This window comes from Candidatus Nitrosocaldus islandicus (genome assembly GCF_002906215.1).
In the GTDB taxonomy this organism is placed as follows: domain Archaea; phylum Thermoproteota; class Nitrososphaeria; order Nitrososphaerales; family Nitrosocaldaceae; genus Nitrosocaldus; species Nitrosocaldus cavascurensis.
This window is the reverse complement of record NZ_CP024014.1, coordinates 795,151-817,838: the sequence shown is the minus strand read 5'-3', so window position 1 is coordinate 817,838 and position 22,688 is coordinate 795,151. Positions and strand designations below refer to the sequence as shown.

The 22,688-nt window shown below is 38.8% G+C and carries 23 protein-coding genes; 6 read left to right on the top strand and 17 right to left on the bottom strand.

The features are described 5' to 3' along the window. Positions 1 to 111: 111 nt before the first annotated feature. The 4 genes from CRG89_RS04250 to CRG89_RS04240 form a co-directional block, all read right to left on the bottom strand. Positions 112 to 645, bottom strand: a complete 534-nt coding sequence (locus CRG89_RS04250; RefSeq protein ID WP_158648711.1) for a hypothetical protein — start codon at positions 643 to 645, stop codon at positions 112 to 114. 97 nt (positions 646 to 742) lie between these two features. Then, entirely contained in the window at positions 743 to 2,020 is a 1,278-nt protein-coding gene (locus CRG89_RS04245) for a type IV secretory system conjugative DNA transfer family protein (RefSeq protein ID WP_103287086.1), read from the bottom strand. A 2-nt stretch (positions 2,021 to 2,022) separates the two neighbouring features. Then, the gene (locus CRG89_RS08710) at positions 2,023 to 2,184 is read right to left on the bottom strand and encodes a hypothetical protein (protein WP_158648710.1); all 162 of its coding nucleotides are present in this window, start codon (positions 2,182 to 2,184) and stop codon (positions 2,023 to 2,025) included. 57 nt (positions 2,185 to 2,241) lie between these two features. After that, the gene (locus tag CRG89_RS04240) at positions 2,242 to 2,769 is read right to left on the bottom strand and encodes a hypothetical protein (protein WP_148695188.1); all 528 of its coding nucleotides are present in this window, start codon (positions 2,767 to 2,769) and stop codon (positions 2,242 to 2,244) included. 101 nt (positions 2,770 to 2,870) lie between these two features. On the opposite strand from CRG89_RS04240, the gene CRG89_RS08705 reads away from it, so the two are divergent. Continuing rightward, entirely contained in the window at positions 2,871 to 3,272 is a 402-nt protein-coding gene (locus CRG89_RS08705; RefSeq protein ID WP_148695189.1) for a hypothetical protein, read from the top strand. An 87-nt stretch (positions 3,273 to 3,359) separates the two neighbouring features. Here the strand turns inward: CRG89_RS08705 and CRG89_RS04235 are convergent, their stop codons facing one another. The 4 genes from CRG89_RS04235 to CRG89_RS04220 all read right to left on the bottom strand — a co-directional run bounded on the left by CRG89_RS04235 (position 3,360) and on the right by CRG89_RS04220 (position 8,805). Further along, the gene (locus tag CRG89_RS04235) at positions 3,360 to 6,107 is read right to left on the bottom strand and encodes a hypothetical protein (RefSeq protein ID WP_103287084.1); all 2,748 of its coding nucleotides are present in this window, start codon (positions 6,105 to 6,107) and stop codon (positions 3,360 to 3,362) included. 107 nt (positions 6,108 to 6,214) lie between these two features. After that, positions 6,215 to 7,024 carry a hypothetical protein gene (locus tag CRG89_RS04230; RefSeq protein WP_103287083.1) on the bottom strand — a complete coding sequence of 270 codons (810 nt, stop codon included), beginning with the start codon at positions 7,022 to 7,024 and terminating at the stop codon, positions 6,215 to 6,217. 137 nt (positions 7,025 to 7,161) lie between these two features. Continuing rightward, positions 7,162 to 7,821 carry a hypothetical protein gene (locus CRG89_RS04225; RefSeq protein WP_103287082.1) on the bottom strand — a complete coding sequence of 220 codons (660 nt, stop codon included), beginning with the start codon at positions 7,819 to 7,821 and terminating at the stop codon, positions 7,162 to 7,164. A gap of 210 nt (positions 7,822 to 8,031) precedes the next feature. Next, the gene (locus CRG89_RS04220; protein ID WP_148695190.1) at positions 8,032 to 8,805 is read right to left on the bottom strand and encodes a hypothetical protein; all 774 of its coding nucleotides are present in this window, start codon (positions 8,803 to 8,805) and stop codon (positions 8,032 to 8,034) included. A gap of 103 nt (positions 8,806 to 8,908) precedes the next feature. Between CRG89_RS04220 and CRG89_RS04215 the strand changes: the two genes are divergently transcribed. Further along, on the top strand, positions 8,909 to 10,363 hold the full coding sequence (locus tag CRG89_RS04215) for a sialidase family protein (protein ID WP_103287080.1): 1,455 nt from the start codon (positions 8,909 to 8,911) through the stop codon (positions 10,361 to 10,363). A gap of 393 nt (positions 10,364 to 10,756) precedes the next feature. Here CRG89_RS04215 and CRG89_RS04210 read toward each other — a convergent pair whose 3' ends face one another. The 3 genes from CRG89_RS04210 to CRG89_RS04200 all read right to left on the bottom strand — a co-directional run bounded on the left by CRG89_RS04210 (position 10,757) and on the right by CRG89_RS04200 (position 13,620). Next, the gene (locus CRG89_RS04210; RefSeq protein ID WP_158648709.1) at positions 10,757 to 10,987 is read right to left on the bottom strand and encodes an SWIM zinc finger family protein; all 231 of its coding nucleotides are present in this window, start codon (positions 10,985 to 10,987) and stop codon (positions 10,757 to 10,759) included. 126 nt (positions 10,988 to 11,113) lie between these two features. Then, on the bottom strand, positions 11,114 to 11,410 hold the full coding sequence (locus CRG89_RS04205) for a hypothetical protein (RefSeq protein ID WP_103287078.1): 297 nt from the start codon (positions 11,408 to 11,410) through the stop codon (positions 11,114 to 11,116). Positions 11,411 to 11,601: 191 nt separating this feature from the next. Then, complete coding sequence (locus CRG89_RS04200; RefSeq protein WP_148695192.1) at positions 11,602 to 13,620, bottom strand: VirB4 family type IV secretion system protein; 2,019 nt, start codon at positions 13,618 to 13,620, stop codon at positions 11,602 to 11,604. A gap of 126 nt (positions 13,621 to 13,746) precedes the next feature. Between CRG89_RS04200 and CRG89_RS04195 the strand changes: the two genes are divergently transcribed. Continuing rightward, complete coding sequence (locus CRG89_RS04195; protein WP_148695193.1) at positions 13,747 to 14,097, top strand: hypothetical protein; 351 nt, start codon at positions 13,747 to 13,749, stop codon at positions 14,095 to 14,097. Positions 14,098 to 14,262: 165 nt separating this feature from the next. On the opposite strand, the gene CRG89_RS09110 is transcribed toward CRG89_RS04195, so the two are convergent. The 4 genes from CRG89_RS09110 to CRG89_RS04180 all read right to left on the bottom strand — a co-directional run bounded on the left by CRG89_RS09110 (position 14,263) and on the right by CRG89_RS04180 (position 18,232). Next, positions 14,263 to 15,945, bottom strand: coding sequence for a calcium-binding protein (locus CRG89_RS09110; protein WP_103287075.1), 1,683 nt, complete (start codon positions 15,943 to 15,945; stop codon positions 14,263 to 14,265). A 382-nt stretch (positions 15,946 to 16,327) separates the two neighbouring features. Beyond that, positions 16,328 to 16,900, bottom strand: a complete 573-nt coding sequence (locus CRG89_RS04185) for a hypothetical protein (protein WP_103287074.1) — start codon at positions 16,898 to 16,900, stop codon at positions 16,328 to 16,330. 186 nt (positions 16,901 to 17,086) lie between these two features. Continuing rightward, a complete protein-coding gene (locus CRG89_RS08700; protein WP_148695196.1) occupies positions 17,087 to 17,779 on the bottom strand; it encodes a hypothetical protein in 693 nt (230 codons plus the stop codon). A 69-nt stretch (positions 17,780 to 17,848) separates the two neighbouring features. Continuing rightward, on the bottom strand, positions 17,849 to 18,232 hold the full coding sequence (locus CRG89_RS04180) for a hypothetical protein (protein WP_148695197.1): 384 nt from the start codon (positions 18,230 to 18,232) through the stop codon (positions 17,849 to 17,851). 18 nt (positions 18,233 to 18,250) lie between these two features. Here CRG89_RS04180 and CRG89_RS04175 point away from each other — a divergent pair, with 18 nt between their 5' ends. The 3 genes from CRG89_RS04175 (at position 18,251) to CRG89_RS04165 (ending at position 20,163) form a co-directional block, all read left to right on the top strand. After that, positions 18,251 to 19,162 (top strand): hypothetical protein, encoded by a 912-nt coding sequence (locus CRG89_RS04175; protein WP_103287072.1) that lies wholly within the window; start codon positions 18,251 to 18,253, stop codon positions 19,160 to 19,162. An 18-nt stretch (positions 19,163 to 19,180) separates the two neighbouring features. Beyond that, entirely contained in the window at positions 19,181 to 19,543 is a 363-nt protein-coding gene (locus tag CRG89_RS04170; protein WP_103287071.1) for a hypothetical protein, read from the top strand. A gap of 83 nt (positions 19,544 to 19,626) precedes the next feature. Then, positions 19,627 to 20,163: a hypothetical protein gene (locus CRG89_RS04165; RefSeq protein WP_103287070.1), complete on the top strand. Its 537-nt coding sequence runs from the start codon at positions 19,627 to 19,629 to the stop codon at positions 20,161 to 20,163. Between the two features lie 174 nt (positions 20,164 to 20,337). Here CRG89_RS04165 and CRG89_RS04160 read toward each other — a convergent pair whose 3' ends face one another. Continuing rightward, positions 20,338 to 20,853, bottom strand: a complete 516-nt coding sequence (locus CRG89_RS04160; protein ID WP_158648708.1) for a hypothetical protein — start codon at positions 20,851 to 20,853, stop codon at positions 20,338 to 20,340. A gap of 74 nt (positions 20,854 to 20,927) precedes the next feature. Further along, entirely contained in the window at positions 20,928 to 22,526 is a 1,599-nt protein-coding gene (locus tag CRG89_RS09050; RefSeq protein ID WP_103287068.1) for a calcium-binding protein, read from the bottom strand. Positions 22,527 to 22,688: the final 162 nt, after the last annotated feature.

Genomic DNA, 22,688 nt, shown 5'->3' with positions numbered 1-22,688 from the left:
AGTGCTAATAGACTATTTGGGATATTGCTACGTTAGAAAGATATAACTTGTTCCGTTCAGGAGAAGAAAAAGAAAGAAAAAGGTATTGGGTTTTGTTATTGCCTACTACTGTTATTGCAGTACCTGTAACACACCTTCCTCCCTTGCCTTCTCCTCTGTAGCAACATAGTAGTCATAGTAGTTCTTGTCCTCTACTTTGCCTAACCCTACTATGACTATACGCTTACCTGTCAAGTCCTTCAGTTCGTCCTGTAACTTCTTGAACTTGCTCAGGAGTACTGCCTTATTCAAGACTAATGAGAAGTCCTGATCCTCAAACCTCTCGTCTCTTCTCCTTACCAGAGTGCCATGCTCTGTCTCCTCCTCTACCTCCCTTGTTTGAGCTCCAACTATTATATGGCAGTCTATAACCTCTAGATCCTGCTTCATATCTCCCTTCTTCTCTATATGCCTGATGTTACCTTTGCACTCTATTATACCAAGAAAGTCCTCAGTAGGGTTAAGGAAGTCATATGTTGCTACCTTTGCTATTGCCCTATCTTTGCTTATAATGTACTTGCCTAGGGTTACCTTACTGCTCTTGCCGTTATTCTTACCATTCTTACCTTCCTTATTTGCTGTTGCTGTTGCTGTAGGCATACCCATATATGCCCTCATAATATAATGTAGTAGAAGGAAAGAGGATAGTAGGTAGTAGTCCAAGATATACTCTCTAGTTACAATAATGGGTTAGCCTAGAGGATTAGCCTAGAGGATAGCTCTTTGCCAGCCCTCTAACTGCTGTTTCCCCTTGCGAGTAGAAGTAGAAGTAATGCAATGGTAGCGTGTATATCTGCTCTGGCTTGACCTGAAATAAATGGGCAAAGACCTCTGCTGTTTCAGGATCTGATCTGAAGCATATAACAGTTCTTGCTAATGCTGGTAACTCTCTCTGCACTTGCTTATCGAATGCATTTATGGACTGAGTAACTAAGGTTACATGCATGTTGAACTTCCTTAGAGCGTTCAACACCTCTCTTATAGCAAATGTGCTAATGAGTTGAGCCTCGTCTATATACAGATAGTACTTATGCATAGACTGCAACTTAGCAGTATCATAACGGTCAATCCTCCTCCTAGCAGTAATATATGCCAAGTGTAGAAAGATTGAGCCTAAGAATCTGGTTATATCGTCTGTAAAGCCAGAGGCAAGATCAACTATGATTATCTTGTTTGATTCTATAGCCTCCTCTATGTCTAAGTTGCTCTCTAAGACATTGAATGTCTTCCTTACTGAGGAAATGGATAACAGTTTATCCAGCTTGTTATATACTGCTGTAAACGCTTCTCTAGCATAGTTTGGGTACACGCTATTCCAGTAGTACTCTACCTCTTTATCCCCTGATCCTTTGATCAACATATCCCTATACTTGTTATCTGCCAATACCCTAGCAATCTTACCTAGAATGCAGGGAGGATCACACTCTACTACAAGGTTTATAGCATTCCTCAGTATTGTTTCAAGCCTATCTCCCCATGCATAATCGTATAGGTTCTTCAATGCTGATATGAATGACATTACCACCACATGTGCCTTCTTGTAATCCTTGATCTCTAATGGGTTTATCTTGTAGTCAGTTACCTCTGGGTTTATGTATATGACCCTGTTGCTGTACTCCTCATCCGTTAACTTTGTCTTTAGAATGCTTAATACTGATCTTGCTAGAGAGCCATGTGGATCTATGAGCATGAAGCCTTCCTTGCGTAATATGTTCTGGTACATTAACAACTTGAGCAACTCACTCTTACCAGCACCAGTCTCCCCAGTAATGAAGATATGTACTCTATCCTTTGCCTCTATGGTAAAGAACCTGCTAGTACCGTCATAACCTATAATGACTGCATATGGGTTAGCCAAGATAACCTCCTCAATACGTGTGTTATTGCTATTGCTGTTGTTATTGCTAGGGCTATTGTTGTTATTATTGCTGTTATTATTGTTATTAGTACTGCTATTACCACTACTACTATTGTTATCCACACCTACACCTTTAGCCTCTTCAACCCTTTCTCCCCTAGCATTATCAGCAGTGTTAGTATCAACACTATACCCTTGAGTAGATAGACTATGGTTAGGAGAGTGTAGTATAGGAACTTTCTTATTGAACGTGTCCTATCCCCTCTTTCTCCTTCAGTAACAGTCATTGCCTATCCCTTTACTTTACTGGCTATTGCTGGCTACTACTCCCTACAGTTCTATTGCTATTCCTTGTTGAGCCTTTTCTTCAACTCTATTATCTCCCTCTCCAACTCTTCCCTTATTCTATCAGTTATTGCCTCTATGCTATCTTCGCTGTTGCTATTGCTATTACTAGCATTAGCGATATCCTTGAGGGCATTCCTCAACTCCTCATACCTATTCAGTAGTCTATACATGCTTATGATACGCATTAGCCCTTCCCTATTCTTGCTCTCTACAAGAGCAATTAGGGTTAGCACTTTATCCAGCTTCTTTGTTAATACTGCCTTAGCCTTGAAGTCCTTCTCCTTGCTTGCCACCCTTATCTCCTCGTTGAGCCTATCCTTTATCTTCAGGAGTGTATCAACTATTGTATTGTTATTGTTATTATTGCTATTGTTATTGCTAGTATCCAGTATGTCTAGCAAGTTATACTCCTCAAATAGCTCATAAAGCACTAGCAAGTCCTTAGCCTTCCATGCTGTTATACCCTGTATATCATAGAGCCTATAGAGTAGTTGCCTCTTCTCCCATAACTCTTGTATACTCATACTCATTCCATATTATAATATAATATGGAAAGAAATAGAAAAGGAAAAGAAAAGGAAAGAAAATTCGTCTTCTTCCTATTCCTGTTCCTTTATTCTATGATATGGGGTTAGAGGCAATAGAAGGTATAGCAAGGGCGCTAGATAAGGCAAATGCACTCTTTAGTTCTGCTGTAGCAGAGAGCAATAACAGTAGAAGGAAGGTACTGCTAGAAGAGGCATTCAAGGCGTATGTGGATATCCTAACGTACATTCCACCATATAAGCATAGTACTACTATGAGTATGGTACTGATAAAGCGGGCGGTATTAGAGAAGATACATGTTATCGAAGCAATGATAGAGAAGGAGATAGAGCAAAGCGTTACTATTACTGCTAGCAGTAATAGTGATAGTCATGTTGGTAATGGTAATGGTAATGGTAATGGTAGTAGTGTTAGTAGCGGTAACAGTACTAGTATGGAGATAGAGGAAGCATTAACAAGAGCAAGGCTGAGTATAGACTGACTGTCCTCTCCTCTTCCCTTTCTTTCTTTCTTTTCTCCCTTTCTTTCTTTCTTTTTCCCTTCCCTTACTCTAATAGTGTTGTTATTATTATTGTTGCATTCTTCTTAACCACTTCAATATTGCAATTATGAAGAATGATACCACTACTGTAATTGCTAGCATAGTCCAGCCTATGTAAGGATCGTTGGTAGGTTGCTCTACCATCACTGCAGGGAATGAGGCTAGTGCTATACCAAACCACTCGTCATATGCTGTTATGTTTGCTCTACCATTGCCTACTGATAGAGTGCAACCTAGCCTACATTGCTCTACAGGTATCTGCTCATATACCCAGCCTTCTGGTGTTTCATATGCTAGATAAAGTTCGTTAAGCCTAAAGTATCTAGGCATAATAATAACTAGATTCTCACCATACCTCTTTGCATATTTATCAGTCCATATGTAGAACCCATTGTTGGCATAGTACACGAATTGCTGGTACTGCTGGAATGCTGGTAGCATGTATGTATTCTCTTTTGAATAGCCATAAGGATAAGGTTGTATCTCAACCTTTACTGTGTAGGGAGTTGGTGCTTGTAATGCGTATTGTAATGGAATCTCTAGTATATCTTGCACTTGTAACGCTTGCTTAGCCTTCTCACCTATGAGTAAGGAGGTAAGCCTTACCCATGCTACTCCTTGTGCTGTGTTAAACTGCTCATATACTGCCTGAGTATATGTACTTTGAGCATTCTCAAGGCATAGTGGCTTGTATGCTAGCGTTTGGTCATTAACCCCATATCTATGCAGTATATCGTACTGGTACTTAGCGTATAGGTAGCCTAGCAATGGCAATGAGCCTGTATAGTCTTGTACAGTTATCTTTATCCTGTATACTGGTAATGGCTCTAGCCCTCCTCCTGTGCTTGATTGTTTAACACTCTTTACTACTACTGTAGCATAGAACTGCCTTGCTGGGTATACGTACTCTAGAGCAAACAACTCCTTATCTTGTTGGGTATCATAGCCTGCTATAGTTAATGCTTTAGTGTAGTACCTCTGCTGTAATGTAGAGTCTGCTAACTGGTTATTCTGCAAGTCTAACATAATATCTTGCATGTTAGTGCCTCTATAATGCAGTGATATAGCATAATAACCTTCTTGCAGTAGGAGTAACTCGTCTGTATAACTATCGTTATCCCTGTCAAGGGCTATAAACGTGCTATCTAAGCAGTTATTACTGCTCAAGGCTCTAAACCTAATATCTAGTACTAGTTCTTTCTTTACTGTAGAAGGATCAACGTTGGGGAGGCCATAGCCCTTCAGCACTTCATATGCATGCTCCTTATCCTCTAGTTCATTTATCAAGACTCTCTGCCCTTCATTTATATTCCCGTCTTGATCCTTGTTGCCTAGATAGTGTAGAACTACTACCACTTGCTTCTCATACGACCAATCGCTAGGATCTGCTATTGCTAGATATGGCAATACTATGAACTGTGGGTTATATTGCTTAACGTCTGCTGTTGCTAGTGTGATAGGGTAACTCATATCTGTGTACCAGTACTCTGACTTTGGAGCTTCATTACTACATGACCAGTTAGAGCAGTATTCGTATGTAGTCCAGTACCTGTATGAAGGTACTCTATAGTAAGCAGTAGCCTCTATAGTATGTATGCCATAACTAGCATTATCAGATATCGATATCTTACCCCACTTACAGAAGCCATATGGGGAGTACTCATAGCATTCTTCTAGTGTTAAAGCAGGAGACATGCTAGAGAAAGAAACAGAAGTGATATAGCATGGATCCTCTTGATCATTCCTTAGAAGGTATATTCCCTTAACCCTGTACTCGAACTTATCTGCCCTGTAAAATGTACCGTCATTATTGCCAGTAGGCTTTCCATTCTCTATCAGGTAGTTTTGTTTTACAAGAGCATAAGGATAACATAAACTATCGAATGGGTACTTGCCAGTATAGTTTGTTGGGTTGAACTCTATGGTACCTTGACCATAACAGCAACCAGAATAAGCATAGTACCAGTCCCTTAACATGTACGTATATATCCTCTTTGTTTGGGTATCATACCAACTTTTGACCCATGTATTTCTATCAGTACCACTACTGCCTGAGTAGTAATCTTCTATACGCTCATAACCGTTAGTTAGTATAGCATTAACAGTTATAGGTTCACCTTCATGCTCTTCAACCCATGAACTCTTCCTATCGCATTCAGATAGGTAGTACTTATACTCGCTAACTGTATTGGTATTTCTGTAATTATACTTGTCTATCTCATAGCAGTGCTGATCCCATGAATCAGTATTAGAGTAATAGTAGTAATAGTAGTCCTTCCTGTTATCTTTACGTTCATGAGTATAGCAGTAGGAAGCACAGCCATCAGTCTTGAACTCATCGACCTTCTCCCTGTATATCTCTCTGCCAGTAGAGTCATAACTCTCACAGTCCTTCTTGTTCGTTGTAGAGTTGCCAGCACTACCACTATAATACCACTGTGTATAGTAGTAGTACTCATAGCAGTGGTTCTGTAGTATATCATTAGCATGGTAAGACCATGTCTCTGTTATACTTGTTATTGATTGTGATTGACCATAGCTCCAATCCTTGCTCTGCTCATTAAGCGTATACTTTATCAACCTTTCTCTGTAGTCGTAGTAGTAGCACTCTTCCCTATAGTAGTATGAGGTATAGGTACTGTTTTGTTGGGTATTGCAGTAGTTATGGGTAGCATATGCCTCTTCCTGCAGTATTGTAAAGATTGCTAGTACTGCTGTTACTGCTACTACTATTACTGTTAGCAGTAATATGGTAGTGGTAGTAGTATGACTCATTCTTATCCATATAATAATATGCTATAGCAGATTAGCCTCTGCTATCACTCTTATTATTATTATTTTCTTATCCAAAGTAGTTAGTATATTCTACTTGATTAGTTAGTTTAGAGTATTCTGCCTGTAGTGTATGGTCTTATACCGTCTATAAGTACTCTTATGCCTGTTATGCTATCTGGTAGCATTAACGATACCAACTCTGTGCTTGATAGTATAGGATAGTATGTGTTAAAGAATAATGGCTTCTTTGGCTTCTTGAATAGTTCAGTATAGAATCTGTTATTCTTCCTGCTGTTGCTCTTCAGCGTATAGGCAAAGTGCAACTGTGGTAATGCTCTAAATGCTTGCTGTAGCGTAATTCTGCTGTTGGAGGCAATGAATAAGGAGCAATGATAATGCACAGATTGTAATTTCTTTACCATTGCTTCACCATAGGCATAGAATATGGAAGTCCTCAACCTGTCATGCTTCCTTAGATAAGAGGCTATATTTGAGGTCTCCTGCCTCTGCCTAGCATGGAATGCGAATATAAGGGGTTCTTCTACCTCTACTCTGTACAAGGGGAATGGCTCTGCTATAGTGGTGAAGGGTATTGCATAATGCCTCCTCAACTTTATGCTGGCGTATATGTGCATATGCATATCTGTAGGCATGTTTGTAGGTATAATGGCAACATGGGCTACACTGTTGAATAACTGCTCACTACCACTACTACTACTACTGCTACTATCTAGGCATACTAGGGGTATCTTGTTCTCCCTTGTTACTATGAGGAGGAAGAGGAAGTCTTGCAGTCTTTGGACTACTGGCTCTAATGTCTTTGCAGTCTCTAAGAAGTTATACTGTTGCTGGAATACTAACTGGTAACACTTCTTCTGTTCTTTCTCTTTCTGTTCTTTCTCTTTCTGTAGTCCCATTCATAATATAAAGCAAAGAATTACAAGTACAAAGGAAGGGAGGAAGAAAGAGAGACAGAAATTGTAATTATAATGATAGTAGTTCACTCTTCTCAAATTATAAGTCAAATAAAAATAAATAGATAGAAAAATATTATTTAGGGTTTCTCTAACGACTCTAGTATCTTCTTCAACTCAGACATTGGTACATAACCACCGACACTATAGTATACCAGTTCCTTCTGATCTATCATTGATACTACTGCTGGATAGGATGATGGTTCACTGCTTATAACCTTACCATCCAATATCACTAGGCTATTCTTTGTGCCAGCCTCCCAACCCCTTGCAAGGTTACCATTTATCTCAAATATCTGGATTAGATCACCTCTCTGTGAGTTTGCCTTCTCCTCGTAGAATACCTCTACACCTCTATCTATAATCTTCTCCTTAGCCTCTTTCATATGCTCTGCACCATGCCATACAGCACCAAAGTGAATAGCATATCGTGGAGCATCAACAGCAGTAGGATCTATACCCTCAGGCAAGAAGTACATTTCCAGATCAGTCCCTTGATAGTAGTAGCAGTCTACTGGTCTATAACCTTCTGGTATGTATGTTGGTACCCTTACTGGAGGTAAAGGCTCACCAGTTAATGTTACTAATGCTGTATCTGGGCACTTCCACTTCCCTATCTGTACATATCTTACCTCAGGTTTATTACTTGCTTGGCTCTCATAACCTTGCAAGGTTAGATAGACTAACAGTAATGCTGAGGCTATAACTATCCCAACTAGAGTGATCATATGTTTAGCCATTCAACAACTCACCCTCCAACACCATTATATAACCACTAGTATTATATAATCGCAAGTCCACTGGAGTAAATATAAATATAAATATATAGTTCCTTAATCTTTCAAGTATTACTTTCAAGTATTATAAGCCAATAAAAATAGATAGATAGATAGAGAACCAAACTCTTCCTCCCTTCATCCATCCATCCATTCTCCCTCTCCTTCTCTTCTCTACTTGTTTAGGGTACTTATTGCTATACCATAATACTTACCATCAACCTTTATTAGTGCAGTGAAGAAGCCTAGATATGCACTGCTCATATCTGCATAATCCTTAGTTACCATTTGGCTCTCTAACAGATCTGTAGGAGTAGCATTTACTGAAGGGTCTGATGGACGGAAGCCCTTGTATAGTTCTGCTAGCCTATTCAACTCCTCTTGAGTATACTGTGTCCTATAAGCATTGTATATCATGGACTTTATTGCTTTATACTCATCCTCTGTAAGTGTAGCTACTGCAGTACCACCAACTACTGGTTGCTCCTGTAGCAAACCTAAGGTATGCCACATATCATTATAGCAACCATTCTCATCCTTTATCCAGTAGTAATATCGCCATGGCTTATTCTCTATCACATTACCCTCTCTATCTACCATTGCTGAATACTCACGATATCCACGCTTAATAGCATCTTCAAGGCTTGCTTCTACATCGTCTATTGCTTGCTTCAGCTTTGGTACCTTGTTTAGATCATCCAATGTTAGGGTTACGAATCCAAGCCTCTTCTCCTCTTCTTGAGGTAAAGGACATCTTATGATATTGCTTGGATCATTTCTATCACTGGACCATATAATATTCATATCGTATCTGCTTATCTCTAGCCTAGCATACTCTAACTTTGGTCCTGCTATAGCATTGAATATTAATGATGCTGATATAACAAGCGTTGCTATTGCTCCAGCATATAAGAGTATATACTTCTTATTGCTTATGCTGCCTATCATCCCCATTTCTATATTCTCTATACCTAGATATAAATCTAAACTTTTTTGTCATTTTTTTTTTGACAAATAATCTTATCAAATATGACTAGAATTGCTATGATTAATGCAGAAGAGAGTGATAACAGCATTAATTATAATGGCAGTTATAGTTACTGCTATTAGTAGCAGTAGTATAGTAGTAGTAACTGCAGCAAATGTAACATGGGACTTCTCCAACGATGTGCTTGTAAGTTATGCAAATGAGGATAAACAACAAAGGGAGAGCCATATAGCAGTTAGTGCTAACAATAACAACTATCTTGTTACTGCACTGATGGATAATACACCAGATCCTACACCTAATGATAATGATCCTATAAGCAAATGCAGAGTATACAATTCTACAAATGCTGGTAATTCATGGACAGATAGAGGATTCCTGCCTCTACCATCTGGTACTGATAGGAGCAATGACCCAGTAGTTGCTAGCACTACAGATGGTAAGTTCTTTGTAGCATGTATAGCAGGAACTTCTTCAAGTACTCCATACCTACTCTACTGGAGATCAACTGATAATGGAGCAACGTGGAGTAGTTCTCCTAATATAATTAAATATACTACGGATAGAAATGTAGATAAGCCATGGATAGCAGCAGATATAAAGGATGCTAACAGTCAGTATAGGAACAATGTATATGTATGTTGGCAAGAGTCTATCGGTCGTAGTAACTGGATAACGTTCAAGAAGATATTGCCATCTGCTGGCTCAGAGGTTATCCTTGATACACCGCCATCATCTTCATCAGACCCAACACCTCTCCGTAACTTCTGCCATATAGTGGTAGGTAAGAATGGTATAATATATGTTATATGGGCTAGATATAATGATGTTATCAATACAACAGGCTATATAATGATGAGGAGATCATTCGATGGGGGAGCAACATGGTTTCCTTCACTTAATAACCCACCTTATAACATAGCCCAATTCATATATGTACCTTCCATATCAAGTTATACAATTAATGGCACAACAACCTCTACTCCTATATTCCCTAACCCTCAATTGGCAGTGGATAACAACTGGGACCTCCATCTAGTCTATGTCTCAAAGACTTCAACATCAGCAAGTGATACAGATGTAATGTATAGGAAGATAACAAACTGTGTAAGCACTTCATCCTGTAATATATCTGGAGAGCTTAATGTATCAAATAACAGCAAAGATCAGTGGGAACCTGCTATAACTGTATCAACAAAATCCAATACAGTACATATAACAGCACTTGATAAGAGAGATAATACTGAGAATAAAGCATGGAAGCTATGGCATTACCATTGCCATTTGAGTACTGATACTAGCTCATGTACAAACATCTCAGAGTGGTACTATGCTAGGGTAACAGATCAGGTAACTTATATATTCAGTACTACACAACAATTCATAGGTCATTACCATGGTATAGCAACAAGCGCTATAGTGAATACTAGTGCTAGAGAGGCTTATACTGTATGGACAGATTCAAGGCTATACAATAACAATCAGGATTACAACATATTCTATGATAGGCTGACATAACAACCAAACTGTCTATCAGCTTTATTTATTTATTCATTTTTAAATTAAACTATGACAGTGAGTATAACCCTATTATCTGCAATAGTGCTACAAACTCCCATCCTTGTGATATATAATCCTCTATGAGCGATACTGGTACAACCTTCTGCCTCATTCCGTTATTTGTTAATGCAAAGAGCCTACTTACTTACTCTTCACCATTTACTGGAACTCCCCATCACTAATACCTTCAATATCTATACGCTTGCTCTCCTCCTCTGTATAACCAGTAACTAAGAGTGGTTGCCTCCTTAACTGTAGAATTATGCTATACCTCCATCATAATTACCTCTTCCTCCTTCCTTCTCTCATTCACTAAATAAAGAAATAAAGGAAAGATAAAGAAAGGAGGAGTTAATCAAGGACTAAGAGGTCTTCAGTCCTCTCCACAGCAATACCTTTGTGCCTTTGCTCTTCCTCCTTACGCTCCTTCTCTGCTATCCTCTTAACCATATCGATATGCTTGCACTGTCTCCTAAACTTAAATGAAGGGCATGTACAGTTCAATGGCACTAGGGTTACTTTGTACTCACTACCCTTTGTGAAGTTTGTTACTCTATACCCGTTACCTATATTCTCCACCATTAATGTCTCCTCCTTTGCCTTCATTCTCATTCATAGAATAAAGAAAGAAGAAGAGAGGGGAGGGGAAAGAAGAAAGGGAAGGCTGCTACTACTATTACTACTATTACTATGAACTATTGCTATTGATTAGAACTCAGCCTGCTTTGCCTTTGATCCGCACTTAGGGCATTCCCTCTTCCCAGTGTAGATATGATAGCATGATAGGCACCTATACCTTAATCTGCTCATTGGTCTGTTTATAAGCATGATATTGTTCATGCCCATGCTTGTACCATTACTCATTAACTCTCTTCTAACAAGATACATGCCTATAGCAAATACCAGCATGCAAGCCAGTACTATGCCTAGCAAGCCTAGCAGAAGACCTAGTACATAGCCTATTGTACCAGCAAATATTACCAACAGTATATCTTGCCTCCTCATACCAATAGATAAAGAAAAGGAAGTAAGAGAATAAAAGAAGGAAGAAAGGAAGAGAAAGAAAGAAGGAAGAAAAAGAAGAAAAAGAAGAAAGAAAAGGAGTTGTAGTTATTTAGTTTAGCAGTTGCTATTGCTATCGTTTTGTTATAGTAAGTTATTGCTAATGTTATTGCTAATGTTATAGTAAGTTATTGCTATACTGGGCTTGTACTGAACAACCTTAACTCCTCCTCACTAGGCTTGATCTGTACCCTTAACCTGTACTCTCTAGTTAGCATTAGTGCTTCTCCCCTTATGAAGTTGATAAGCATGTTCTGCTCTTCTCTTGATAACTGTAATGCCTCGCCTATCCTTGCTGTTGCCAGTTCATTGTTCCTTAGCAGTATCTTTGTATCAGCATTATCCAATAAGGCTCTACCATACTCATTGGCAATAACATCTTCAGGTCTCTGAGTAATGAACATGAATATTACGTTCAACTTCCTACCAACTCTAGCAATTAAATTTACAAATCTTGCTGTTGAGGGCATTGTGAATAGCATCCATCCTTCATCTATTACCAGAATCTTAGGTATTGCAACAGGTAATGAGTTGATCTCCTTCCATGCCCTTGCTAGTGCTAGCACTAGTAACATGGTTACCTTTGCTTCTCCAGCATAAGTACCCTTTAAGGATATTATATTTCGCTCTGCTAACCTGCTTGATCCTTTGAAGACTATAGAGAGAGGAGATTCTTCCTGTAGAAGGTCTCTTATGTACATGAATGTGTTATCTGATACCTTGTTCATTAACTCGAATATGTTACTGCATGTTGGTGCTACTACTCTTAACTCCTTTCTTACTGTGTCAGGTACTTCTGCTATGTCAGCAATGAGGTCAGCAACCTCTGTCTTATCAAAGAGGTTGAAGGGATCTAAGCCCAGTTCTTGATATTCAGTCAGCCTTATCGTCTCTGCTCCCAGTAGCCTTTGTAGTCTTTCATACTCGCCTTGTGGATCGATAACATATGTGTAAGCATTTGGGTATCTCTCTAACAGCCTTGTTAAGAGTAACTTTGCTGTAACTGACTTTCCTGCACCTGAGGTAGCCAGTATCAATATGTTGTAGTTGTCCCTTACCCTATAGTCCCAAATGACTGGTGCTTTAGTTATTATATTCTCACCCAACATTACCCCTTCCAACTCTAGCATATCTGAACTTATGAATGGGTAAGCAATGGCTAGAGAGCCTAGTTCTATGTACAGTTCCTTACCTTCTCCCTGTAGCATTGCTAGTTGCTTGAATGGATAGGCAATGAACTTTACCATTTGAGCCTTCATATTGCGCTTGAACCTCTTCCCTGTATTGTTAAGTTCCTTCAAGTCATTAGCCAGTACAACAGCGTTTAGAGCAACCTTGAATAGTGCTGTTTCTTGCCTTATCAAGGCTTCCCTTAGTTGCTCAGCCTTCATTATCTTTAACTCTAACTTCCTTGATTGTGTTGCCTTCAGCATTCCTGCCAACCTTAGTATTGAAGATACAGCAGTAGCATACTCAACCCTTGTTACCTTTAACATGATTATAGGGCAGTACTGCAGTAACTGGTATATCCATGCTGGGTATAGTGTTGAGGGTAAACCTGTTAATGTATATACTCTAGCATAGAGCATAGTCATAGGGGTAGAGGTAGTGTAGGTAGGTGTAGAGGTAGTAGGGAGAGTACCCTCTGCTAGACTCTCAGCATTCTTAGCAGTACTAGCGCCTTCAGCATTAGACATGAAGAGTCTCAGATATGTAGCATACTCCCTTACTCCTCTTATGCTGGAGAAGAATGGCAGTTCATTAATGTTAACCTGCCTATACTTGTACTCAGTATTCATTAATACAGGCTCTAAATCCTCTCTGCTTGCTACAAAGACTCTTAGTACTGGGTATATCCTCTGCTCATACTCAAGAATATCTTTATACAGGATAATCTGCAATGGGTATAAGACTGTACTACTGTTTATGAACTGCAGAAAGCGTACTATGAGCTGTTGCTGTCTATCCTCATTATGCATGTAGAAGTTGCTGAATGACTTTATCTCATATATGTAATGATCTTTGACTAATAGTGAAGGTATAACACTACCTCTACTAATACCAGCACCAGTACCAGTACCAGCACCAACGCCAGTACCAACAATACGAACACCAGCACTAGCACTATTAAGAGCAGGTTCTTGATTCTTCATTCATTATATAATGTGTACATAAAGGGGAACCTTCTTACTATACTGGTATCTGCTCTAACTGTTATCATTACCATTATCCTTCATATTGATACGCTTATAGCATTCTTGATATGGCTATCTGCTTTCATGCTTGACGCTTTCTACACATATCTGAATAGGGAGTATGTTAGAGAGTATGAACTTAACATGATAGTGAGGAGGAGCGGTAGCATAGAACTAGCCTTCATTAAGGTTGCTATAATAGAGTCTCTTATGATAATAGGTATGGGAATGGTATTCGAATCTATGACTAGTGATAGTGGTAATGGAGGGTATGGTTCTAGTTCTATAGCTATAGGTTATTCACTCTCTCTTATACTGTTTGCTAGCATACATGTTATGGCTTTTGTAAGGAGTTATCTATTCATAAAGAGTAAGGAAGAAAGGAAGGAAGGAAAGGGAAGAAAAGAAGAAGGAAGAAAGGAAGGAAAAGGATAGTCTAGGCTAACCTCAGTTGTTATGTTTGCTGTAAATCTGGGCTTGTTCTAGCTAGAGGGAGCAACAGGTATAAAAGTAAAGAAAGAAAGAAAGAAAGAAAAGAAGAGTTTTGTTGTGTAGTATAGTGTAGTGTATAGATACCGCTATTCACTCAGTTTAGTTTAGTTACTCCTTCCTACTCTTACCTCTAAGCCTTCTATACAACAGTATTGATAGGAACCCTGTACCAACCATGCCTACTGCTCCTACAACTGCTTCTGGTACAACATTGAATGATATATTGAAGTTAGTTGTTATTGGGTCTCCAACCTCAGTCTCTGCTACTACTGTGTATTCTCCTACAGCACTTGTATCGCAATCAGTGCCAGTATCAATATCAATAAAGTTATCAGGATATGTTGCTGTGAATGGGTTTGATGGCACTATTATTGGCAATGTTCCAGTGTAAGTGCATGTATTGCCAGTAGGTGTTATCACTCTAAGGTTAGTTATCTTAACTGGATTATCAACACTAGAGTTGAATATTATTTGTACAGATCCTCCAAGCGGTATTGTAGCAGAGTCTGTTGTTAATGTTGCTAATCCTGATATATCATGATACTCACAGTTAACTTCAGTATCTTCTGGATCACTTGCACATATATCCTGATTGCCTTCAGTAGTTGATTCAGCAAGTATAATATAATCACCATCTATACTGTCATTATCTTCAACATTATCTCTAGCATCTATTACATCATTACCACCATAGGCTGTATCATTATCAGCATCTCCCCATATACCATCTCCAAAAAGCTTATCATTACCCTTTCCTCCATATAGTGTATCATTGCCTCCTTGTATTTTATCAACACCAGGGCCTCCATCTATACTATCTCCATAAAGGTAATCATCACCATCTCCTCCCTTTAGTGTATCATCACCTCCAGTTAGTGTATCATTACCAACTCCTCCACCTATACCATCTCCATAAAGCCTATCACTACCCTCTCCTCCATATAGTGTATCATTGCCTCCAGTCATTGTATTGTCACCATCTTCTCCCCATATACCATCTCCATAAAGCCTATCACTACCCTTTCCTCCATATAGTGTATCATTGCCTCCAGTCATTGTATTGTCACCATCTCCTCCACCTATAACATCTCCCTCAAGCCAATCATCACCCTCTCCTCCATAGAGCGTATCATCACCTCCAGTTAGTGTATCATCACCATATGCTCCACCTATACCATCTCCAAAAAGATTATCATTACCCTTTCCTCCATATAGTGTATCATTGCCTCCAGTCATTGTATCATTACCATTGCCTCCACCTATAACATCTCCATAAAGGTAATCATCACCATCATTACCGCATAGTATATCATCTCCTCCCTCCAGTGTATCAGCACCATCTGTACCCTTTACAACATCTCCATAAAGGTAATCATTACCTCCAAAGCCAACTATGAAGTCATCTTCTCCCCTACCAAATATGTAATCATCTCCACTAGTACCAACTATGAAGTCATTATCATCTGTACCATTGTATGGAGTAGGCCAACTAGGGGTAGCAATCCTTATAGTATATGTCCCGCTAGGAAGTGTTATTGTATCTCCATCATTATACACTGTACCATCAACCTTAACCTCATCATCTCCATCAGCATCAAAGTTACCTCTCTCTATTGTATGACCATTACATTCAGCAGTAATAGTAGCAGATTGAGCATATACAGTCCTTATACCATCTGTAACAGTCATAGATACTACCATTAAGAGTAGAATAGTAGTAATAGTAATAGTAATAGCAGTTGCACTAGTAACTCTCTTCTCTGCTCTTGTTATACCTCCATTCTCAGCCATACTAACTTACTGATCATAGATATTCTTATATCTTTCAATACAATCTGTTATATAACTCCCATTATAGAAGATATAGTAACACTCTATCAGATAAAAATAATAGATATTTCTATAATTTGTTAACTATCATATCTATTAGATCAATGCGTATAAAGGTAAAGAAAGGGAAGAAAGAAGAAAGAAGAAAGAGGGAGGAAGAATGAATAATGAATAAAGGAAGAGAAAGAAGAAAGAAAGAGAAAGAAGGAAGGAAAGAAAGAAAAAGGGAGTGGGTTGGTTGGTTTAGTTTAGTTTAGTGCAGTTGTCATGGCAGTAGTGGTAGTAACAATAGTAGTAGAGTAGAGTAGGGTAGTGTAGTTAGTTAATCAGTCAGTTAGTTAGTCTATACCCTGTTCATTATCTGTAATACATTATCCTTCATTGCTTGCTCCTCAGTAGCAACATAGTAGTCATAGTAGTTCTTATCCTCTGCTTTGCCTAACCCTATTATGACTATCCTCTTACCTGTAAGATCCTTCAACTCATCCTGCAACTTCTTAAACTTACTTAGCAGTACTGCCTTTGTCAGCACTATAGAGTAGTCCTTATCCTCATACTTCTCCTCTCTCCTCCTTATGAGGAGACCTTCATTAGTCTCCTCTTCTATCTCTCTACTCTGATATCCTACTATCACTTTACAGTCTATAACCTCTATGTCCTGCTTCATATCCCCTCTCTTCTCTATATGCCTTATGTTACCTTTGCACTCTACTATGCCTATAAAGTCCTCAGCAGGGTTAAGGAAGTCATAAGCCTTTGTTGCTGTTAGTGTTGCTATAGCCTTCTCTCTATTTATCATGTACTGCCCTAATTTTACTACTTTGCTACTGCTACCATTGTTGCCACTATTGTTATTGCTACCACTACCGCTATTGGTGCTACTGCCATAGTTGTAGTTCCTATTAGGCATACCCATATGCCCTCATAATATAATAGTAGGGCAAGCAAGTTATGATATGGGTGCAGATATACTGGCTGCAATGCAGTAACTAACCCAAAGACATGAAATGAAAAAATAATAAATAATGTTGTTAGTTAGTTAGTGTATCTGGTATTGCCTTGCCTTCCTTACCTTGCTTTACCTAACCTGTCTATTACCTGTCTATTGTCTATTGACTAGTATGTCTGTTACTGTACCATTCCTTATTGCTAATACCATAATGGTATCTTTCTGCTCATGCTCTATATGTATAGTTGATTCCCCTGTCTGTACTATATACTCCTTCTCAGTAATCTCTAAGCTAAAGTCCTTGGTTGAAGGTACTATGTAATGCAAGAGGTTCTTCTGTTCAGTGCTAGTAGTTGTTGGTATTGTTGAAGCTGGTATTGTAATAGGTTCTATTACTGCTGAGGGTATAGTAGCTATAGCGGTAGCGGTAGGAGTAGGAGTAGCAGTAGTTGGAGTTGGTATCGATTCTGTTACTACTTCTGCTGTTCTATCTTCTTCTACTACTATTGCTCTCTCCTTATCCTTATCCTTCCTTTTCTCTTCCTTCTGCTTCTTCTGTACCTGCTCTTCTATTGCGCCTATACTCTTCTTCCTGAAGAAGAAGCCTACCATATCAATTAATAATGTCTCCAGATCTTGACCATACGGCTTTAGATATGCTAATGCTATCATTAAGAATGTTAATGGTATCAGGAGCAATGATAACTGCATTAATGCAAATGCCAATGCTAAGCCTATCAAGGTATAGAGGAACTGTTTCAAACTTGCCCTTATCGGTCCTAAGCCTAGTACAGGTTCAGTGAACGAGGATACATTCTCAAACCATATCAACTCTAGAGGCTTCATATACTCTCACTTGCTTACTTGCTTACTTCCTACCTTATTCACTCACTCTGCTTCTTCTACCTCTTCTTCCTACAGCTTTACTATAGCAAATGCCCCTCCCCCTGCAGCTACTGCTACACCAGCAAATCTAGCAAGGTTGAACAAGTTTACCATTGCCCTAACAGTATCACATGGCAAAAGACCTATACCTGTAATGAACACGTTGCTACCACTTGCACAGCTTATGCTTGTAGGCATATTTATGCCTGTCATGAAGTTAATGATATCCCTAGCAAAGATCAAAAGGAAGCCTGCTATGCCCAATATCACTAATAGACGTAGCCACCTCGCCCTCTCATCCTCAGTAACCTCCTGCAGTATGAAACCTAGCCATGAACCTGTCCTTCCTGTACTTGTTCCCGTAGTTCTTGTTCTTGCCCTTCTTGTTCTTACTATACTTTTGCTTATCATCATTATATAATGTGAGGAAGAGTGCTGGTACTGCTGGTACTAAACATAACTGTTGTTGTTATGGTATTCTTCCTCTTGCTGTTAAGTTATATTGTTATTACTACCTTTACCTCTACCCCTACTATCTTTACTCCTACCCCTAACACTACTCCTACTGGTACTACTACTATTGGCTTCAACAACTATGTAGTGATCAGATATGGTAATGATATAATGGTAAAGAAGAATGAGGCAACAGACTATGCTAAAAGCCTGCTCTTGCAAGCATTACTAACTAATAAGCATGATACCATAAGGCAGTATATACCTGTAGTGCTTTACAATGGTGAAGAGGATATAACAGATAAGGTAGGAGGGGAGTACCATAGCCTTGTTGAGGTTAAGACCTTTGCTATTGCTATAAGGTTACTGATTATACCTGAAGAGGACATGAATATAACAAGGCTAGTGGTTAAGAGCCAACAGGGCTCTGACCTCTTTACCTTGCCAGTAGATATAACTGTAAAGGCATATCAGAGCCTATACCTTATCTGGTATATACAGTTGGCAGCTGAAGGTATAACTGATAATGGTGCTTCTTTACTCTTATCTGCTTTAGCATATAATGGCTATGCTAATGAGCATGCAATTGCAAGGGATATAGTGCTGTTATCTGAGTCTAGCAATGTATTATCTAGAAGCGAGGTATTGCCATTATCTACGCTAGCCTTTAATGCTAATGTTAATGCTAGTACTAATACTAGCACTAATACTAGCACTAACAGTATAACATTCGAGGCTACCCTCAAGAACAATACAATGAAAGAGTATAAAGCAAATGGAGTAGGTGTAAGGGATACAAATGACAACATAATCTTTATCCAAAGCATAGGTGAGGAGATAACAGCGAAGCCATACGATAGGGTAAATGTTAGGATAACTATAATTGCTTAATACACATTATCTGTTGGGTTGAGGCTAATAATAATAGTAGTAGTAGTGTTTGCTTGCATACTTGCCTCAATGTTGTTTGCCTTAGCATACCAAAATGCTATAAAAGAGAATGATACCATAGCCTTATCAGTAGAAACGTTAGTATATAATAGCAGTAATGCTAGCCTCAAATACCTCTATGATACTGCTATGCTAATGTATCAAACAACTGTAGAGAGGTTATCTGATCAGCATGTAGAGTTTATGAACAATAGCATTATGCTAGAGTCTAGAGCAAATGCTAGTGTTATAACCAGTATGGTTAATGCTCAGAAGGATAACATAGGAATGCGTATGAAGTTATCAATAGAGGTAGAAAGAGGAGAGGAAGGGGAGGAGTAGAAAGAGGAGAAGGTAAAGTAGAAGGTTATGAATGAATGAGTGAGTGAATAAGTAAGTTAATTAACAACATATTATATAAGTGAATGAAGAAGATTCTATTCCATGTTGCTGTTATAGTTACTGCTATAATTGCTATAGCAATGATAGGGCTAAGGCAAAGCACAATCAACTTTGAGGATCTGCCAACATATCCACATGATTATGTGCCTAGATTAGAGGGAGTGAATGAGTACTATGCTGAGGTTATTGCTGTTAAAGATATAATAGTAGTAGAGTATAAACTAGGTCATTTCCCTATACCTGAAGAGGCTATACCCATTCTTGCTATAGAGGAGAATAAGCCATTACCATTATCACCTGTCTCTGCTTCCTATCTACTACCTAAAGCAATTACAATAGAAGAAAGGATAGAGGGTAGAGTAGAACTAACACTAGCACTAGCAATAATAAGCAAGGGAGATACACCAGCAGTATATAGGCTAAGGGTTAATGGTATAGCAATAGCATACTTCAGTGATCCATTCCCTACTGGCAATAATAATTTGGTACTCTACACCAAGATAGATATCATAAAGGGAGAAGAGGTAAAGGTTGAGATAGAGAGGGTTAAGGTTCTATGAATGAATATGAATGAAGGAGAAAGGAAACAATGAATAGATTAAAGGAAAGAAATCAAGAAGAAAGCAAGAAAGTAAAGGAATGAAAAAATAATATTGGTTATTCATTCAGTCTAGTTCAGTCATTTCCTTCTTTCTTAGTTAGTTAGAGAGTTAGAGAGTTAGCCTTCTTCTTACTTACAGCTTAACCGCTGAGAATACTCCACCTGCCACTGCAACTGCTACACCTAAGAACCTAAGTATCAAGAATAGGTTAGCCATTGCCCTTACAGTATTTATAGGCAACCCTGTGCTATCCTCTAAGCCATCTGGTGGTGGGTTACCAGTGTTGTTGTTCACATTATCAACAGGGTTAGCTGGTATACTCAAGCCAGTCATGAAGCTGATGATATCTGGGCTAAAGACTATGATCAGCCCTGCCAAGCCTAGAGATACCAACATACGCATCCACCTTGCCCTCTCATCCTCAGTTACCTCGCCAAGTATCAATGGCGCTAGTACTCCTGCCCCTACTCCTACTCCTAACCTTGTTCTTGCTCCAGCTCCACTTCTTGCTAGCATTGCCTTTGCCATACCAACGAGTGCCAGTACTGTTACTGCTACTACTGCTACTACTCTACTTCTTGCACTTGCTGTCCTTGCTACTGCTATTGCTATTGCTGTATTATTATTATTACTATTACTACTACTCATTCTAGCGATCACCTCCTTCATAATATAAAGGAAGGAAGGAAGAAAGGGAATTGTTTATGACGGTGCAGATACTGCTATTCACTACTACTGTCAGTTACCCTATCACTCTTCTTACTTACTCTAAGCCTTCTATACAAGAGCATCGATAAGAACCCTGCACCAACTATACTTGCTATACCTGCTATTGCTTCAGGCACTACTTGGAATGGTACAGTGAAGTTAGTTATTATTGGGTCTCCAACCTCAGTTTTTGCTACTACTGTGTATTCTCCTATAGCACTTGTATCGCAATCAGTACCACTAAAGTCATCAGGATATGTTGCTGTGAATGTTCCATTCTCTGACACTATTATTGGTAATGCATTGTAAGTGCATATACTGCCATTAGGAGTTGTTACAGTAAGGCTAGTTATCTTGACTGGGTTATCAACGCTAGAGTTGAATGTTATATCCACTGGTTGCCCAACCTGTATTGTAGAGGAGCTTACTTCTAATGTTGCTAGTGTTGATATATCATCATATTCACAGTTATCTTCCAAATCTCCTGGATCACTTGCACATATATCCTGATCGCCTAGAGTAGTTGATTCAGCAGATATAAGGTCACCATCTATACTGTCATTATTCACAACATCATCCCTAACATCTATTACATCATTACCACCATAGGCTGTATCATTACCATAGTGTCCATCTATCCAATCTCCATAAAGCCCATCATAACCCTCTCCTCCATATAGTGTATCATTGCCTCCAGTCATTGTATTGTCACCATCTCCTCCCACTATAAAATCTCCAGAAAGTATATCATTGCCACTTCCTCCATCTAGTGTATCATTGCCTCCAGTTATGTTATCACCGTCTCCTCCCACTATAAAATCTCCATAAGTACTATCATTACCCTCTCCTCCATATAGTGTATCATTGCCTCCAGTCAGTGTATTATCACCATCTCCTCCCACTATAAAATCTCCAAGTATAAAATCACCACCATCTCCTCCATCTAGTTTATCATTGCCTCCAGTTATGTTATCACCACCCTCTTCTCCATGTATAAAATCTCCATAAAGCTCATCATAATCCCCATCTCCTCCATCTAGTTTATCATTGCCTCCAGTCATTGTATCATTGCCACTTCCTCCATGTATATAATCTCCATAAAGTATATCATTGCCATTATTACCGCATAGTATATCATCTCCTCCCTTCAGTGTATCATTATCACTGGTTCCATCTATCCTATCTCCATAAAGCCAATCATTGCCTCCAAAGCCAATTATGAAGTCATCTCCTCCCTTGCCATATATGTAATCATTGCTACTAGTACCAACTATGAAGTCATTACCAGATGTGCCATTGTATGGTGTATAATAAGTACTAGGGGTGGCAATCCTTACAGTGTATGTCTTGCCATCAAGTGTTATCTCTTCACCATTATTATACACTGTACCATCAACCTTAACCTCATCCTCTGGATCACCATCAAAGTTACCCCTCTCTATTGTATTACCATTACACTCAGCACTTATTATCGCTTGAGCATATACCGTCCTTAGTCCATCTGTTATAGTCATAGATACCACTACTAATAGTAGTAGAATAGCACTAGTAGTAGAAGAAGATACACTAGCAATTTTCTTCTTTGCTCTTGCTATACCTACATTCTCTGCCATACTAAGCTGTTGATTACAATGTCTTTATATTTTTTGTAGCATCTATTATATAATTCCCATTATAGAAGATATAGTGACCCTATATCAGATAAAAATATTAGAGTACTTCTATAATTTGTTAACTATAATATGTATTAAATTAGTGCTGTACATATGGATAGA

Excerpts from the sequence above, each read along its gene's own strand:
- CRG89_RS04250 (WP_158648711.1), bottom strand. The coding sequence starts at position 645 with ATGGGTATGCCTACAGCAACAGCAACAGCAAATAAGGAAGGTAAGAAT.
- CRG89_RS08710 (WP_158648710.1), bottom strand. The coding sequence starts at position 2,184 with ATGACTGTTACTGAAGGAGAAAGAGGGGATAGGACACGTTCAATAAGA.
- CRG89_RS04240 (WP_148695188.1), bottom strand. The coding sequence starts at position 2,769 with ATGAGTATACAAGAGTTATGGGAGAAGAGGCAACTACTCTATAGGCTC.
- CRG89_RS08705 (WP_148695189.1), top strand. The coding sequence starts at position 2,871 with ATGGGGTTAGAGGCAATAGAAGGTATAGCAAGGGCGCTAGATAAGGCA.
- CRG89_RS04235 (WP_103287084.1), bottom strand. The coding sequence starts at position 6,107 with ATGAGTCATACTACTACCACTACCATATTACTGCTAACAGTAATAGTA.
- CRG89_RS04230 (WP_103287083.1), bottom strand. The coding sequence starts at position 7,024 with ATGGGACTACAGAAAGAGAAAGAACAGAAAGAGAAAGAACAGAAGAAG.
- CRG89_RS04225 (WP_103287082.1), bottom strand. The coding sequence starts at position 7,821 with ATGGCTAAACATATGATCACTCTAGTTGGGATAGTTATAGCCTCAGCA.
- CRG89_RS04220 (WP_148695190.1), bottom strand. The coding sequence starts at position 8,805 with ATGATAGGCAGCATAAGCAATAAGAAGTATATACTCTTATATGCTGGA.
- CRG89_RS04215 (WP_103287080.1), top strand. The coding sequence starts at position 8,909 with ATGCAGAAGAGAGTGATAACAGCATTAATTATAATGGCAGTTATAGTT.
- CRG89_RS04210 (WP_158648709.1), bottom strand. The coding sequence starts at position 10,987 with ATGGTGGAGAATATAGGTAACGGGTATAGAGTAACAAACTTCACAAAG.
- CRG89_RS04205 (WP_103287078.1), bottom strand. The coding sequence starts at position 11,410 with ATGAGGAGGCAAGATATACTGTTGGTAATATTTGCTGGTACAATAGGC.
- CRG89_RS04200 (WP_148695192.1), bottom strand. The coding sequence starts at position 13,620 with ATGAAGAATCAAGAACCTGCTCTTAATAGTGCTAGTGCTGGTGTTCGT.
- CRG89_RS04195 (WP_148695193.1), top strand. The coding sequence starts at position 13,747 with ATGCTTGACGCTTTCTACACATATCTGAATAGGGAGTATGTTAGAGAG.
- CRG89_RS09110 (WP_103287075.1), bottom strand. The coding sequence starts at position 15,945 with ATGGCTGAGAATGGAGGTATAACAAGAGCAGAGAAGAGAGTTACTAGT.
- CRG89_RS04185 (WP_103287074.1), bottom strand. The coding sequence starts at position 16,900 with ATGGGTATGCCTAATAGGAACTACAACTATGGCAGTAGCACCAATAGC.
- CRG89_RS08700 (WP_148695196.1), bottom strand. The coding sequence starts at position 17,779 with ATGAAGCCTCTAGAGTTGATATGGTTTGAGAATGTATCCTCGTTCACT.
- CRG89_RS04180 (WP_148695197.1), bottom strand. The coding sequence starts at position 18,232 with ATGATGATAAGCAAAAGTATAGTAAGAACAAGAAGGGCAAGAACAAGA.
- CRG89_RS04165 (WP_103287070.1), top strand. The coding sequence starts at position 19,627 with ATGAAGAAGATTCTATTCCATGTTGCTGTTATAGTTACTGCTATAATT.
- CRG89_RS04160 (WP_158648708.1), bottom strand. The coding sequence starts at position 20,853 with ATGAGTAGTAGTAATAGTAATAATAATAATACAGCAATAGCAATAGCA.
- CRG89_RS09050 (WP_103287068.1), bottom strand. The coding sequence starts at position 22,526 with ATGGCAGAGAATGTAGGTATAGCAAGAGCAAAGAAGAAAATTGCTAGT.